Consider the following 13889-nt stretch of genomic DNA (forward strand, 5'->3'; position numbering starts at 1 on the left):
CCGGAAATGTCAGGCGTTGGTTCATATTTCTATACTTTACCGCGCCCGTCCCCAGGAGCTAGGGCCAAGCGGCCCTTAGCTGGGTGGGAAAGCCGTACTATTCGGCGGATTGCATCCGTTCGGCTTCTTCTAGGGCCAAGGTTTTATTGCTGGCATAGACGGCGATGCGATCCTGGGCGATGGGGTAGCGCTCGTCCTCGGGGGGCACGTCGGCCATCAAATCGGAGGCCCGCTGCCACCGCACCGCTAGATCCAGCCAGTCGGCGGTGGTGGTGGCTGATTTTCCGTCCTCAACCGCTTGCTGGGCAATGCGAACGGCCAACACAAAGGGATCTTGATCCGCCGGAATGGCCGGAGTTACGGGGGCGGTGGGGCTGTCGGTATCGGGTGAAGACAGTCCATCTAGGCTAGCCCGCAGCCAGTCTTTGGTGGCCCAGCCCACAATCAGCAGCAGCAGGGCCAAACTTGCCCCACCAATCAGCCCCCGCCAAAAGGCCGACCGACTAGCCATGGTTTTCGGGCTGGGCACATCCTCCAAAAAGGGCGTGCGCTGGCGTGGAGTGCGGGCATCCTGCCACAGCCGCACCAGGGGGTTGGGCCGTTTGAGGGTGACGGGTTCGGCCCACAGCAAGCTGTTTTCTGGATCTCGCTTAATCTCGTCCAGCCAGAGGAGCTGCTGTTCCTGCACAATGCGACTATTGATGTTGACCTTGGTAATGCCCTTGGGGCTGATCGACTCCAGCACCGTTTTGACCTGATCGACCACGGTGGCTTGGGGCAACTGATCGGCGGTCGCGGCTTCCACGAGCAGTTGCAGCACGCCGTTATCCTGCACTGCCCGCGTGCGGATGCCATCCTGAGCAAAGTGCTCGTTGAGAAGCTGAATAATGGCGGCCACGCTGCCCTGGCGTGCCTGGAGGTCAATATCGTCGATGGTGGAAGGCATGGCAAATATAACCCGTAACAGTAGGCGGCCAACGGGATCCCAGGGTCATTGATTGGCGATGATCCCAGAAATTATATCAAGCCTTGCCCAAACTGCCGCCCTTCTACCGTCCACCCTCTTCTGTCCTTTCCCAGACCTCTGTAAGATAGATTCACCAGGGTAGCCAACGGGCGGGATTGTGGCACCGATGTACTGCGCTCGATCCCCATTTCCCAACGGCGAGAGGACATCACAGGTGGGCCAAAGCTTGGAACGGAACGACAAAGCAACGCAAATCCTCAAGGGAGCCATGCAGGAGTTTCTGCATTATGGCTATGCAGGCACCAGTATGGATCGAGTAGCGGCTACTGCTGGAGTCTCTAAACCCACGGTATACAGTCATTTCCACGATAAAGAGGGGCTATTCCATGCGCTGGTGAAATACGTGGCTCAAACCCGCTGCCAGCAGGTCATGGGTAACGAAACGCTCCAGGGGCCGCCTGCGGTGGTGCTGCGCCAGGTCATGACCAAAGCTATCGACAGCGAAGTACAGGATCTCGACTATCAAAATTTTGTGCGCCTGGTGGCTGGAGAGTCGGCCCGGTTTCCGCACCTCGCCCAGGCTTTCATCGAACACCTGACCAAGCCCGCCATCGAAGAACTCACAACCTACCTCAAGACCCGCCCCGAACTCCACCTCGCCGACCCCGAAGCCATGGCCCATATTCTATTGGGATCCACAGCCTTCTATATCCTCTCCCAGCGCATCATGCATGGCCACACCCTGCTGCCCCTAGACGCCCAGCGATTGGTAGATAGCCTGGTGGATTTGGTCACTGGCTCTGCCCTCGCGACTGCTTCTCGCGCCATGATGTCTTGTGATCTTCCTGCTGGCGATAGATCAGGGTGAAGATGGCTCCCCATTTTGCAGGATGGCCTGGGCATTGCGTCGCCACATGGCAGGCTTAATGCGCCGCAGGGCCGAGGCTCGGAAGCGTTCGTCCCATTCGGCCTCTGAGATCTGGGCAAGATCCGCCAAAGATGGGGATAGATGATGGGGATAGGGCTGAAATTCCGCCACATCTGTGGGCTGGGCAAAGCGGATATTCCAGGGGCAAACCTCCTGGCAAATGTCGCATCCAGCCACCCAGTTTTTCAGGTGAGGAACAATGGTATCCGGCAGGGTATCAGCGCGGTTTTCGATGGTGTGGTAGGCAATGCAGCGGTTGGCATCCACCACGTAGGGCTGGGTGATGGCCCCGGTGGGGCAGGCGTCTAGGCAGCGGGTGCAGGTGCCGCAATGGTTGGGGTGGGGGCGGTCGGGCTCTAGTTCTAGGGTGGTCAGCAGTTCGCCCAAAAACACCCAGGAGCCGTACTGACGGGTGATCACATTGCCGTTTTTGGCCAGCCAGCCCAGCCCCGCCTGCTGCGCCCAGAATTTGTCCTGCACCGGGCCAGTGTCGGCATAGTAGCGCACCTGCACCGGGTGCCCCGCTGCTTGGGCCTCCTGCTCTAGCCAGTCAGATAGGGCCTTCAGCCGCTTATGCAACACACGGTGATAGTCTCGCCCCCTGGCGTAGCGGGAGATTTTGCCCTGGGCTGGATCGGTGGGCTGAGGATGAGGGGTGTAATAATTCAGCGCCACACAGATGATTGAACGAACCCCAGGCAACACCTGGCGCACATTTTGCCGTTTGGGGCTGTCCATCCAGGCCATATCCGCCTGGTAGCCTTCCTTGATCCACTGCTGAAGGTGATCTGCCGCCGTCTGCTCAGTATCGCTAGGCGATGCTTCCACCGCCGCAATACCCACTCGGTGAAACCCCAGGCCCAGAGCATAATCCGTCACCTGTTGGCGATTAGGGGGAACGTTCATCAGCCACCACAACTCCGTCCGTCTCTAGTCTAGGGCTAGCGCGTTGATGAGGTAGCGATACGCCAGGGATGCACCAGCCCCCGATGCCCCCAGCCAGCCCGATTTCATGGGGATAGTGTCCTGAATTCTCGAATTTTCTTGAAGATTACGGGGGCATTCCCTAAGGCTGGTCTAGCTTAGGGGAAACGGCCCTCACCCCCAGCCCCTCTCCCTTAGGGAAAGGGAGGCCGGAAAATTATGATTCAAAGTCCCTCTCCCAGCTTGGGAGAGGGATTTGGGGTGAGGGCAGGGACGTAGCTCCCTAGCTAGACTAAAAGCACGTCCGCTTCAATCACCCCTCACCTATCCCTTCGGTGCCCCAGCTATGAGCGAATACACAGGCATGACCCCCACGGTAATCATCGGTTTGGGGGGGACTGGCAAAGAGATTTTGATTAAAATCCGCCGCATGATTGTGGAGCAGTATGGCTCCCTGGATGCGCTGCCGATTGTGTCGTTTTTGCACATTGATACCGAACAAAATGCGCGGGTTTCTGAGGCGCAAACGGTCTTAAAACAAGATATTTCTCTGCGGCCCATTGAGCAGATTTGGGCCAAGGTGGAGGATGCTAAGGCGATTCTCAATAAGCTGTCGGCCTATAGCTATTTGGACGAATGGTTCCCCAGCGAATTAAAAGGGACGGACTCGATTTTGGCGGGGGCGGGTCAGATTCGCGCCCTGGGGCGGTTTGCCTTTGCCCTCAACTATCCGCTGATTAAGGACTATTTCAATAAGGCCAAGGGGCGCATTGTTGGTCACGAAAAGTTCATGCTGGATCGCTGGAAGGTTCAGTTAGATAAGGGCATCAATATTTTTGTGGTCTGCTCCCTGTCTGGCGGCACGGGTTCCGGCATGGTGCTGGATTTGGCCTACAACCTGCGGGACTGGGTGCCGATTTCGGAACTGCCTCAGACCAGTTCGTTTTTGGTACTGCCGGGAGCGTTTTCGGGGTTGGGGGATCGGGTGATTGCCAATGCCTACGCGGCGTTGATGGAACTCAACCACTTCAGCCGGGGCGACACCCGCTTTGACGCGCAGTATAGCGACAGCCAAAGCGACCGCATCACCAGCCAGAGCGGCCTGGATGTGCCCTTCAACTTCACCTACCTGGTGGGCAACAGCAACGATAAAGTGACGTTCCCGACGTTAGGGGATGTGCTGGAAATGGTGGCTCAGAACGTGTTTTTAGACTTTAGCTCCGGCTTTAGCCAATACAAGAAGCTGGTGCGGGATAACGTGCGTAAACATTGGGCCAGCCCCGATGCCCTGGGCTATCCGCAAAACTTCATGAGCTTTGGCCTGTCCAGCATTCAGTTTCCGGTGGAGCGGGTGTTGAATGCCTGTTCGGCACGGCTGGCGGGCAAGTTGGTGGATTGGTGGAGTAACCCCACCCCGGCCCCTTCGGCGATGTCCGACCTGATTCGCACGGAAATTTTGCCGGGACTGTTTTTGGCAGAATCGGAACACGATCACCAAATCATCGACAGCATCAGCATGGGCGACAACAAAAAGCCCTACGCCAAGGAGGTAGCAGACTGGGTAGCGGGGATTCGCAAACGCCGCAATGATTTGAACATTCCCTTCGAGAATTTGCAGCGGTTTATCTCTAACGAACAGGAGAAATATGCCCCCCACTTCCACGACACGGGCACCGATCCCAAGCGCTGGAGCGACTACTTCCAAAAAATGTGGGATAACCTAAGCTGGCTCATTCCTGAAAAGCGCAAGGAACTGCGGGCCACGGTGTATCAAATGGTGGAAGATCGCTTTCGGGGGCCAAAGTTTACCCGGCAATTTTTGGAAGTGTTAATTGAAGTCTTTGCCGACTTCCGCAGCAAGTTTGATCAAGATCGTCAAAAAAATTGGTTGCCCAAGGAACGTTCGGCCCAAAATGCCCTGCAAACCCTGCTCAAACAGATCGATAACCACGCCCAGCAAATGCTGATGCTCAACCGCAAAAAGGTCATTGAAGATGATTTCACGGGCATCATGCAGGCGCTAGAGCAGATTTATGTCTCCAAAGTGGAGGTCAAGGCCCGCACCCTGGGGGTGATGCTGCTGGATGGCCTGCGGGAGGAAATTGACCAGCTTTTGGTAGACCTCACCGCCTTTGAAACCGTGCTGGCCAACGTCCAGGCTGAACTCAAGGATAAGGAGCGCGTCTACACCCGCGAAACCGGGGGGCTCACCGTCAACGGCATTTTGCTCTACGACGAAAAGGAAATCGACGCCGCCTACCGCAATACCGTGGCCGACCAGGAAGAAACCCTCTGCCAAACCCTCTCCCAACAGGTGCTTGAAGACCTGCGCCTGCGCCTGTTCGACCTCTATCCCTTCGATGCCCTGAAGACCAAAGACCTCTACGAACGGCTGCTGGGGCAATCGATGGAGGTGTTTCGCCGCCGCAGTCAGCTCGACATTTCCACCGCCCGCAAGTTCCTCGAACAATACCCCACCGTGGAAATGCAGGAGGCCCAAATCAAAACCACCTTTGAGAAATCCGAAGCCTTTTTGCGCCTCAGCCAGGAGCAGAAAAAGCTGGGCTGGGACGACAAGTTGGAGAAGTACCAAAAACTCGTCGGCATCCAGGGCGGCAGCAAACCCACCGACCCCGCCGTGTCGGCCCTGCTGCCGATGATCCGCAAAACCAGCACCGTCACCGACAAGGAAATTCGCCCCCTCAACGACCCCTACCACATCTACTTTGTGCAGGAAACCGGAGCCTTTCCGCTGCGGATGATTGAGGGCATGGAACGGATGCGATCCCTCTACCGCGCCGTGTCCCAGGCCGACCACAACCCCCTCCACACCCACCAAGACTACCGCCAGTTTGGCGACGTGATGCCCGAAACCAGCAACGAACGGCAGGCCCGCTACAACCTGATGCTGGCCAACGCCCTGGGCCTGGTGCGCGAGGAGGAAAACCGGGTGACGGGCTTTGCGGAAATCAAGTTCACCTACCGTGATAAGCTGACGGGCTTCGACAAAACCGACGTGATGGGCACCACCTGGGAGGAGGCCGAGGACTTCCTGCTCACCGACCAAAACCGCCGCCTCGCCGAAACCCTGGACAACGCCATCCGCGCCATCGGCGAACAGGCCGCCACCAAACCCCAAAAGCAAGCCCTCTACACCCAGGTGATGGCCTACCTACAACAGCAGGAACGCACCCTCCCCGGCGGCTCCGACAGCGAGGACTACAAACGCATCCAAGCGGCAATCTCCAATTTCGTCACCACCCACCGCCTCTTTATTCCCGGCGAAAATCCCGCCCCCGCCGCCACGAGTCCCATGACGCCTTCACCCACGACTCCGCCCCCCGTGACCTCTGCCCCGGTCACGCCATCCTCTGCCCCTGCCGCTGCCTCCACCGATGAGAACCTGGGCAAATACGCCAAGCTCGTCGAAACCTGCTACCGTCGCGGCGATCCCTCTGCTACGGAGCTAGAACTGCTGGAAAAATTCCGGGTGAGGTACGGTGTTTCGGTGGAACAGGCCAATGCCATTGCCGCCCAGTTCCAACCCCAAGACACCCTAGAACAGTCCGCCGCTGAATATGCCCTGATGTTCCGGGCTTTCATCGAAAATGATGGCGACATTGACCTAGAAGAACAAGCCCAACTGCTGGAACTTCAGGAAGAACTGGGCCTGACCAATGAGCAGGTGGCCATTATTGAGGAGAATGTGCGATCAGAGTTGGCTTAGGGCCACACCGAGATCCCAGGGTTCTTCAAGAACCCTGGGATCTGATCTGTAAGAGCAGTCTAATCCTAGAAGCTAAGAATCTAATAGTCTTCATTTAAATGTTGTCAATTCAAAGCAGAAATATAAATGCACGAAGCTTTAATGGTTCTTTCCAACAATCAATTCCAGAAAGTGATAGCGGATCGCGTTCAGCATCAGGATTTTAAAAGAATATTTCAATGCCCTGAATGCCATGCAACACTCACTTTCCGAAGAAGCTATACAAGGAACGGCCATCATGTACCTGCTGCATTTGTTCATCCTCGGGACGGCAAACCGTGCGAGGAAAGGGTCGAATACAATTTTTCACCAACCAAACAGCTTTCACCTTTTGAGTTAATTAATCGAGGACAGAATACTCAAAAGCTTGAAAAAGCGTTTTTGCGTTGCCAAAAATATTTTGCGATAGGCACACAAAAGAGTTCTAAGATTCCCTCTATGCTTGATGGATGGTACAACACAGCGGCAGGAAAAAGTTCGCGTGGAGACTATTGTTGCGGCATATTTGATTTAACCATATTTGACGATCCCTTTACTGAAGATTGGATAATAACAGATAGCAACTTAAAGAAGAAAATTGAATACAACAAAATCAACGGAGCGATACATGATAATCCTGATTTTTTGATTGAAGCAGTATCAAAAGTATTCAGCTCGAGGAGGCTAGATATACATTTTAATCAAGAGGTACATAAAGTAAAGAACTCTATTCTGTCAGATCCTCAAAGATTCAATTTCTTTGAGAAGAAGAGAAAATCTGATTGGTGGAAAGAGTTTTATGAAAATATTTATGGAAAGACCCTAGATTCTTTATCCGTTGAAGATTTAGTGGATGAACATATTGCTCATCTGAATGGTCTACTAAGATATCTGCGACAAGGAATTTCCCTTGAGGCCAAAAAGAAATTCTTTGAGGTTCTTATTCTTGGAAGTCTTGATTTTCCAGTCACTAGAGATATTGTATGGACTCAGGAACAAAGAAATAGCTATGAGAGTAGCGTATTAGTGGGCTTGTGTATTCAAGAGGCCGATGATTTGGCAAAGAAAAATGGAATTGACAAGAAGGCTATTTTTTTAGACTATCCAATTCATATAATCGCAGAAGCTAGACGAAAGGCTCGATTGAACTATGAACGCATATTTGAAAGTATACTTTTAGAACATCGCAGCAGCGTATTAAAGAAGCGAGAAGGAATGATAGAATCTTTTTCCTTGATGAGTAAAGATTTTCTTGAAGGTATAATGACCGATCAACATCTAAAGGATGCCATATCTGATTTCGATAGGGGCAAGAGAAGTTTAGGAAGTCGGTTTATTAGATTTTTTGTCTCCAGACAAATATCTTTCATAAAAAGATATGACTGGTCTGTATTGCCTTTATTTTATGAAGATATACGATTTCTTTACTTAGATTTCTTTCAACCTAGCAAAACGAGTAAAGAATCATCAAAAGCGGATTAAAAAGCCAAAAATATATTGCTAGAAATGTTGAATTTAATCTAAATTAGCGAATAAATAAAGTCTGAAACTTTTATGGCATTTAAATTTATCACCGAAATCTTCGTCCACTACTGGTAACGCCTAATTGCCAAGCATCCCGCCATTACTGATTTAGCAAATCTTCTGCAATGACAGAGAAAACCAAAACCATCCTCTGTACTTTTCCTTGCATCACCTTCCACATCGAAAACTCAAAATAGAATAACACCATCACAATTGAGGACAATTCTATGACCGTTCGACAACGACGTTACAGCAAAGAAGAACTCGCCCGACGAGGGCAAGAACTGTATGAGACTAGCATTCGGCAACAAGTCGAAGCTGGAAACGAGGGTAAAATAGTAGCCATTGACATCGAAACAGGTGATTTCGAGGTTGATGAGAACATTGTGCCTGCAACTAATCAACTCTTTGAACGACATCCTGATGCACAACCCTGGGTGATTCGGATCGGACATCGTGCCGTCGATCATTTTGGGGCGCGAAGCTTGAAAAAAACACCATGATGCAAGGGGTTGTCAATTTACGGCGTGAAGCAACTCTGACGGTTGTTGTGGGTAGCTCTAATCAGAATGTACAAGCCATCGAAGCGGTAATTGATACAGGATTTACTGGGTTTCTGTCCTTACCATCAGCAATCATCACCACGCTCAACTTACCTTGGAGTGCCTCCGACATTGTTACCTTAGGAGACGGCAGCGAAACCCTGTTCGATTTATACACAGCCGTTGTGCCTCTAAAAATCCCTGCCTTTGCATCCTAGGTTTCAGGATAAAAGCCGAGCACAGAACTCAATCAAAATCTTCATCAATTGAGACCTTGAGCTTAGGACTATACAAAAAATGCCGACTGAAATCCAGAAAATCTATGATCACGTTCTATCAACGTTATCGTCTAACGAACGATTACAACTGGCGACGCTAATTCTAAATAGCCTTGTTCAGGAAACCATCAATGTGGACGAAAGCGGCACTTGGACAGAACAAGATCAACGTGATCTCACCACGTTTTCCTTGCAATACGCCATGACTTCATTTTCCGACGATGAGGAGATAGTCGAGTGATTTATAATCCGGGTGACATAGTAACTATTGAACTTCCTGAGGTCTTTTAAAATGTCAAAGCTACTTGAAAGAATCACCATCAATCCAAAGCAATGTGGAGGTCGCCCTTGCATTCGCGGTATGCGAATCCGGGTCTCTGACATCCTAGATTTATTTGCAGCAGGCTTAAGTGCCGAAGAAATTTTAGAAGATCTGCCAGATCTAGAAATGGAAGACATCCAAGCCTCCCTAACCTATGCTGCCCGGAAGCTCAATCATCCCATCCTAGTCGCATGACAACCCTCTGGATCGACGCGCATCTTTCCCCAGCCCTAGCAACCTGGATAACGGATAACTTTGATGTAACCGCAGTGGCACTTCGAGATATTGGATTACGGGATGCCGAAGATCCTGACATCTTCGAGGCTGCAAAGTCGCAATCTGTCATCTTTATGACCAAAGATAGAGACTTTGTTGATCTGGTTGATCGCCTTGGGCCACCCCCTCAAATCATTTGGCTAACCTGTGGCAACACCTCAAATGCTCGGTTGCGAGAGATTTTGGGTTCTGTTCTACCCACGGCTTTAGAAATCCTATGCTCAGGTGAATCCTTAGTGGAAATTGGTGGAGATTAAAATTAATATTAGCCTAGGGCACGCACTAGAAAAGCCCAACAAAAATGCGTTGTTAGAGCCAGTAGACTACTCAGATTTAGAGTGGAAATACAATTGAAATTCCCGCGATTATATAGTTTAGTATTAGAGAATCTGATTACTACTGATGATGCCTAAATTTCCAAAATCTCGATATTAGGGTAAGCATTCTATGTCAACAACACCCGTACAAACAAAGGCCCAAGCTCTGGCCTTGCTCCAAGAGCATGATCAGGAACTATACCACTTTGGTGTTAAGCGTTGCGGCATTTTTGGATCCTTTGTTCGAGACGCTAAAATCCATCCTCAAAGCGACGTTGATATTTTGGTCGCCTTTGAGCCAGACCAAAAAACCTTTGACAACTTTATGAATCTCTCCTTTTTCCTAGAAGATCTCTTTGGCCGAACCATTGACCTTGTTACGGTCGAATCCTTAAGTCCTTACATTGGCCCACGTATCTTGGAGGAGGTTGAATATGTCTCCATCCGCCCGTGAATACCTACAGCATATTCTTGATGAAACAACCTGCACAGACCTTCGGGCATTGTCTGGAGGGTAGCGTCACACAGGGCAAAATTGCTCTGGGTTGCCGGAAGTGGCTAAGGCGAATTATCGGGGGATGAGACTTGGTAGAAAGCGAGATGGGTGGTGCCGTAGTGCTTTTGGCGCACCAAAGTTAAACCGGAAATTTCGGTCGGTTGCCAGCCGTTAGTTCCGTGCTCTACGGCTACTTCTCCGGTGGGGTTTAGCAGCCCATAGCGGGCAATGCGCTCTAGAACGGGGTCGTAGAGATCGCTGATGTAGGGCGGATCAAAGTAAATGAGGTCGAAGGGCTGGTGCTTCAGCCGTGAGAGTTGGTTCACCACATCGCCTTTGAAGAGACGAAACACCTGGTCAGGCTGGGCCACGCGCTGCCAGTTTTCCCGTGCCACAGCATAGGCAGCGGCGGATTGCTCGATACCCACGACTTCAGCGGCTCCGCGACACAGCGCCTCGGCTCCCATGGCTCCACTGCCAGCGCAGAGATCCAGCCAGCGACAGCCCGCCACTCGCCCCTGCCAAATGTTAAACAGCGCCTCCCGCACCCGTGCCGCTGTGGGCCGAGTGGCCTCGCCAGGGAGGGTTTTGAGGGCACGATTACCGTAAATTCGCAGCATAGGATAATCCTATCAGTCTGGTTGCTCCCAGGCCCAGGGAAGGGCGGCATTATCGAGGGACGGCGATTTGGCGGGGCAGGGTGACGGCGAAGGTAGAACCTTGGCCGAGCTGGCTTTCGACGGTGATGGTACCGCCCATGAGGGTCACGAGGGATTGAACGATGGCTAGCCCTAGCCCGGTGCCCGATTGGCGGCGGCGCAGGGTTTGGTCGCCCTGGCGAAAGGCTTCAAAGATATGGGGGCGCTGGTCGGGGGGAATGCCGATTCCGGTATCGGCGACGGTGAGGAGGATGGCATTGGCCCGATTTGGCGCAATGGCGGCGGAGACGTGCACTTGGCCCTGGTCGCTGAACTTGATGGCGTTGGACACCAGGTTGGTGAGGATTTGGCGCAGGCGGCGTTCGTCGTTCATCAGGATTGGATCGTCTAGCTCTAGGGTGGCCTCTAGGGAAAGGGCCTTGACCTGGGCGAGGGATTGTAAGTCCGACAGCACCGACGTCACCAGGCTATGGAAATTTACCGGGGCAGCCATGAGGGTCATCCGCTGGGCCTCCAGTTTGGAGAGATCCAAAATGTCGTTGACGAGGGCGAGCAGGGTTTTGCCATTGGCGAAGATGCGCCGCACCATCTCTGCCTGGTGAGGGTTGAGGTTGCCCTTAGACTGGCTTTCGAGGATTTGGGAAAACCCCAAAATGGCGTTCAACGGGGTACGAAGTTCGTGGCTCATGGTGGCCAAGAATTCCGACTTCACTCGGTAGGCTTCCAGCAGCTTTAGGTTTTGGTTTTCGATGTAGCGACGTTGGCGTTCCAGTTCCTCATTTTGCAGGGTCAGCAGGCGGTTGCTTTCCTGGAGTTTGGCCTGGGCTTGGGCCTCTCGCTGCTCGGCGGCATAGACCCGGAGGGCATTCCGCAGCAGCAGGGCCAGTCGGTCGGCAGATACCCGCGTCTTGACCAGATAATCGCTGGCTCCGGCCTTCATCAGGTCTACGGCGATCTGCTCATCTCCTTGGCCCGTCAGCACAATTAGGGGAATGGTGACGCCCTGCCCCCGCAGATCCCGAATTAGCGTCAGGCCATCGCGATCCGGCAGTTGGTAATCCAAAAATACGCAGTCGTAGGACGCTTGCCGCAGTTGGGCGAGGGCCTGCTCGGCATGGGTCACTTCCGTCACCGTCACCGCTAGGGCCGACCGCTCCAGGGCGCGGCAAATCGCCATCCGATCCACCTCGTCATCGTCTACCAGCAGCAGTTTTAGCGATTCGATCATGGAGTTAAGGGGGATGCGGGCGGAGGCTAGGGAATCTCGCAGATAGCCCAATAGTCGTTCAGGGAAGCAATCACCTCGGCAAAGGTGGCAAAGGCGACGGGCTTGAGGATATAGCCCGCCACATTTAGGCGATAGGCTTCGAGGCGATCCTGGTCGGCGTCGGAGGTGGTCAACACTACCACGGGGGTGGCCTTGAGGGTATCATCCCGGCGCAATTCCCGCAAAAACTCTAGGCCATTCATTTTGGGCATGTTGATATCCAGCAGCACTACCCGTCGATCCTTGGGCAGGGGCGCTTCGGCCTCAGCGGCTCCTCGCAGCATATTTAGGGCTTCGAGGCCGTTGTGGGCCACATAGAGCGGATGGTGGATATTTTGGCGGCGAAAGGCCCGCTCTACATTCATTACATCAACTTCGTCATCCTCCACCAAGAGGACGTTCACGGTTCGTTCTGGCATCGTTCGGTGCTCCGAGGGTCATCATTCTTCCCCATCTGGCCCCATTGTAAGCAGCGATACCAATAGCCTCAATCTGCCCTAGGGGAGAGCCTTGCCCCTGCTCTAAGGGGTGTTCTGGGGCAGCACCGAAGCCGTCCTAGGGGTTATCCAGGGCGCAAGGTGAGGCACCTGGGGGGTTAGGGCTTGGGGATGCACCCCAGCTCGATGGGCAGCAATGACCCCGACGGCCTCCAGGTAAGAGGCCACGGTCACGGGCGATCCTCCCAGGGCTGTGAGGGGAACGTTCAGCGTCGTGGTGTTGTCCGCCACGGCAATCACCAGGGTGTGGGTGCGGCTGAGGCTAAGGACGGCACCGCCCCCGCAGGCACTCGCAGGCACCACAATGGCGTCTACCTGATCGGCCCACATATCCCCCGCGCCACGATCTCCACGGGTGACAAACTGCGGCGCACGGCTCAGCCCCGCCAGCACGCAGGGCAAAAAGGTGTAGCCAATTTCCTCCGCCGCCGCCTTGGGCGATACCAGCGGATCCAACGGCAGCGGACTAAGGGCCGGAGCATGGGCACAGGGCACCCCAAAGCGACGCACCACCAAATGACTAATCACCGCCTCGGCCCCGGCTACGAGGTCAACCCCTTGGCCTAGGCGATAGTTTTGCAGAGTTTCCACGTCGGCTTCATCCTCGTCATCGGGGAAGCGAGCCACCACCGCAATGGCATCGGCCCCAGCGGCAATGGCTTTTTCTGCCGCCCGCAGCAGACTATCGGGCCGCTCTAGGGTGCCCCAGGTGGCCCCGGATTCTGCCTGCCGTAGCGTTACCCCTAGGGGCGCATCGGTGATCACATAGTCCCGCAAATCTAGGCCCAGGGTGGCGCGGGTGGCTTCGGCGGCTTGGATGTGGCGTCCGCGCAGATCGTCTTCGATGGCGGCATCTAGCACCAGGCCAATGCGGTTGCGATGCACCGGACGCAGCCCCCATCGCCCCGCCGCAAACTGATCGAGCCCATACCCTTCCACATACAGGGCATTGGGCAGGGGCCAATATAACTGCGCCCCATTCATCACGTTGGGATGGGTAATCAGCCGATCTACCACCGAGGCCACCACCCGCGCCGCTGGCAGGGCATCCCCCGCATAGCCGCCAATGGCCGCTCCCACCCCCGTCGGCACCACCATCACCGCCGTGTAGGGCCGAAACCCATGCCCCGAAAATCCGCTCATCATC

The 13889-nt window shown here is 53.9% G+C and carries 15 protein-coding genes; 9 read left to right on the plus strand and 6 right to left on the minus strand.

The window, feature by feature from the left end; all coding sequences use genetic code 11:
• Window positions 1-97: 97 nt before the first annotated feature.
• A complete protein-coding gene (locus GFS31_RS08955) occupies window positions 98-946 on the minus strand; it encodes a hypothetical protein (RefSeq protein WP_198807826.1) in 849 nt (282 codons plus the stop codon).
• Between the two features lie 235 nt (window positions 947-1181).
• On the opposite strand from GFS31_RS08955, the gene GFS31_RS08960 reads away from it, so the two are divergent.
• Complete coding sequence (locus tag GFS31_RS08960) at window positions 1182-1835, plus strand: TetR/AcrR family transcriptional regulator (protein WP_225907633.1); 654 nt, start codon at window positions 1182-1184, stop codon at window positions 1833-1835.
• Here GFS31_RS08960 and queG read toward each other — a convergent pair.
• Complete coding sequence (queG, locus tag GFS31_RS08965) at window positions 1827-2801, minus strand: tRNA epoxyqueuosine(34) reductase QueG (protein ID WP_198807828.1); 975 nt, start codon at window positions 2799-2801, stop codon at window positions 1827-1829. The genes GFS31_RS08960 and queG overlap by 9 nt on opposite strands.
• A gap of 364 nt (window positions 2802-3165) precedes the next feature.
• On the opposite strand from queG, the gene GFS31_RS08970 reads away from it, so the two are divergent.
• The 8 genes from GFS31_RS08970 to GFS31_RS09005 all read left to right on the plus strand — a co-directional run bounded on the left by GFS31_RS08970 (window position 3166) and on the right by GFS31_RS09005 (window position 10277).
• Window positions 3166-6546 (plus strand): tubulin-like doman-containing protein, encoded by a 3381-nt coding sequence (locus GFS31_RS08970; protein ID WP_225907634.1) that lies wholly within the window; start codon window positions 3166-3168, stop codon window positions 6544-6546.
• A 126-nt stretch (window positions 6547-6672) separates the two neighbouring features.
• Entirely contained in the window at window positions 6673-8046 is a 1374-nt protein-coding gene (locus GFS31_RS08975) for a hypothetical protein (protein WP_198807829.1), read from the plus strand.
• A 269-nt stretch (window positions 8047-8315) separates the two neighbouring features.
• Window positions 8316-8591 (plus strand): hypothetical protein, encoded by a 276-nt coding sequence (locus tag GFS31_RS08980; RefSeq protein ID WP_198807830.1) that lies wholly within the window; start codon window positions 8316-8318, stop codon window positions 8589-8591.
• The gene (locus GFS31_RS08985) at window positions 8588-8848 is read left to right on the plus strand and encodes a hypothetical protein (RefSeq protein WP_198807831.1); all 261 of its coding nucleotides are present in this window, start codon (window positions 8588-8590) and stop codon (window positions 8846-8848) included. The genes GFS31_RS08980 and GFS31_RS08985 overlap by 4 nt, the downstream gene beginning before the upstream one ends.
• A gap of 79 nt (window positions 8849-8927) precedes the next feature.
• Window positions 8928-9149 (plus strand): hypothetical protein, encoded by a 222-nt coding sequence (locus GFS31_RS08990; RefSeq protein ID WP_198807832.1) that lies wholly within the window; start codon window positions 8928-8930, stop codon window positions 9147-9149.
• 51 nt (window positions 9150-9200) lie between these two features.
• Window positions 9201-9425 (plus strand): DUF433 domain-containing protein, encoded by a 225-nt coding sequence (locus tag GFS31_RS08995; protein WP_198807833.1) that lies wholly within the window; start codon window positions 9201-9203, stop codon window positions 9423-9425.
• The gene (locus tag GFS31_RS09000; RefSeq protein WP_198807834.1) at window positions 9422-9763 is read left to right on the plus strand and encodes a DUF5615 family PIN-like protein; all 342 of its coding nucleotides are present in this window, start codon (window positions 9422-9424) and stop codon (window positions 9761-9763) included. The genes GFS31_RS08995 and GFS31_RS09000 overlap by 4 nt, the downstream gene beginning before the upstream one ends.
• Before the next feature lie 190 nt (window positions 9764-9953).
• On the plus strand, window positions 9954-10277 hold the full coding sequence (locus GFS31_RS09005; protein WP_198807835.1) for a nucleotidyltransferase family protein: 324 nt from the start codon (window positions 9954-9956) through the stop codon (window positions 10275-10277).
• 104 nt (window positions 10278-10381) lie between these two features.
• Here the strand turns inward: GFS31_RS09005 and rsmD are convergent, their stop codons facing one another.
• From rsmD to GFS31_RS09025, 4 genes are all read right to left on the minus strand, one after another.
• Window positions 10382-10939 (minus strand): 16S rRNA (guanine(966)-N(2))-methyltransferase RsmD, encoded by a 558-nt coding sequence (gene rsmD, locus GFS31_RS09010; protein WP_198807836.1) that lies wholly within the window; start codon window positions 10937-10939, stop codon window positions 10382-10384.
• Window positions 10940-10988: 49 nt separating this feature from the next.
• On the minus strand, window positions 10989-12206 hold the full coding sequence (locus GFS31_RS09015) for a hybrid sensor histidine kinase/response regulator (protein WP_198807837.1): 1218 nt from the start codon (window positions 12204-12206) through the stop codon (window positions 10989-10991).
• A 26-nt stretch (window positions 12207-12232) separates the two neighbouring features.
• Window positions 12233-12664 carry a response regulator gene (locus GFS31_RS09020; RefSeq protein ID WP_198807838.1) on the minus strand — a complete coding sequence of 144 codons (432 nt, stop codon included), beginning with the start codon at window positions 12662-12664 and terminating at the stop codon, window positions 12233-12235.
• A gap of 102 nt (window positions 12665-12766) precedes the next feature.
• On the minus strand, window positions 12767-13888 hold the full coding sequence (locus tag GFS31_RS09025) for a DUF3326 domain-containing protein (RefSeq protein ID WP_225907635.1): 1122 nt from the start codon (window positions 13886-13888) through the stop codon (window positions 12767-12769).
• Window position 13889: the final 1 nt, after the last annotated feature.

This window comes from Leptolyngbya sp. BL0902 (assembly GCF_016403105.1).
Lineage (GTDB): Bacteria > Cyanobacteriota > Cyanobacteriia > Phormidesmidales > Phormidesmidaceae > Nodosilinea.

Excerpts from the sequence above, each read along its gene's own strand:
- GFS31_RS08955 (WP_198807826.1), bottom strand. The coding sequence starts at position 946 with ATGCCTTCCACCATCGACGATATTGACCTCCAGGCACGCCAGGGCAGC.
- queG (WP_198807828.1), bottom strand. The coding sequence starts at position 2,801 with ATGAACGTTCCCCCTAATCGCCAACAGGTGACGGATTATGCTCTGGGC.
- GFS31_RS08970 (WP_225907634.1), top strand. The coding sequence starts at position 3,166 with ATGAGCGAATACACAGGCATGACCCCCACGGTAATCATCGGTTTGGGG.
- GFS31_RS08975 (WP_198807829.1), top strand. The coding sequence starts at position 6,673 with ATGCACGAAGCTTTAATGGTTCTTTCCAACAATCAATTCCAGAAAGTG.
- GFS31_RS08980 (WP_198807830.1), top strand. The coding sequence starts at position 8,316 with ATGACCGTTCGACAACGACGTTACAGCAAAGAAGAACTCGCCCGACGA.
- GFS31_RS08985 (WP_198807831.1), top strand. The coding sequence starts at position 8,588 with ATGATGCAAGGGGTTGTCAATTTACGGCGTGAAGCAACTCTGACGGTT.
- GFS31_RS08990 (WP_198807832.1), top strand. The coding sequence starts at position 8,928 with ATGCCGACTGAAATCCAGAAAATCTATGATCACGTTCTATCAACGTTA.
- GFS31_RS08995 (WP_198807833.1), top strand. The coding sequence starts at position 9,201 with ATGTCAAAGCTACTTGAAAGAATCACCATCAATCCAAAGCAATGTGGA.
- GFS31_RS09000 (WP_198807834.1), top strand. The coding sequence starts at position 9,422 with ATGACAACCCTCTGGATCGACGCGCATCTTTCCCCAGCCCTAGCAACC.
- GFS31_RS09005 (WP_198807835.1), top strand. The coding sequence starts at position 9,954 with ATGTCAACAACACCCGTACAAACAAAGGCCCAAGCTCTGGCCTTGCTC.
- rsmD (WP_198807836.1), bottom strand. The coding sequence starts at position 10,939 with ATGCTGCGAATTTACGGTAATCGTGCCCTCAAAACCCTCCCTGGCGAG.
- GFS31_RS09015 (WP_198807837.1), bottom strand. The coding sequence starts at position 12,206 with ATGATCGAATCGCTAAAACTGCTGCTGGTAGACGATGACGAGGTGGAT.
- GFS31_RS09020 (WP_198807838.1), bottom strand. The coding sequence starts at position 12,664 with ATGCCAGAACGAACCGTGAACGTCCTCTTGGTGGAGGATGACGAAGTT.
- GFS31_RS09025 (WP_225907635.1), bottom strand. The coding sequence starts at position 13,888 with ATGATGAGCGGATTTTCGGGGCATGGGTTTCGGCCCTACACGGCGGTG.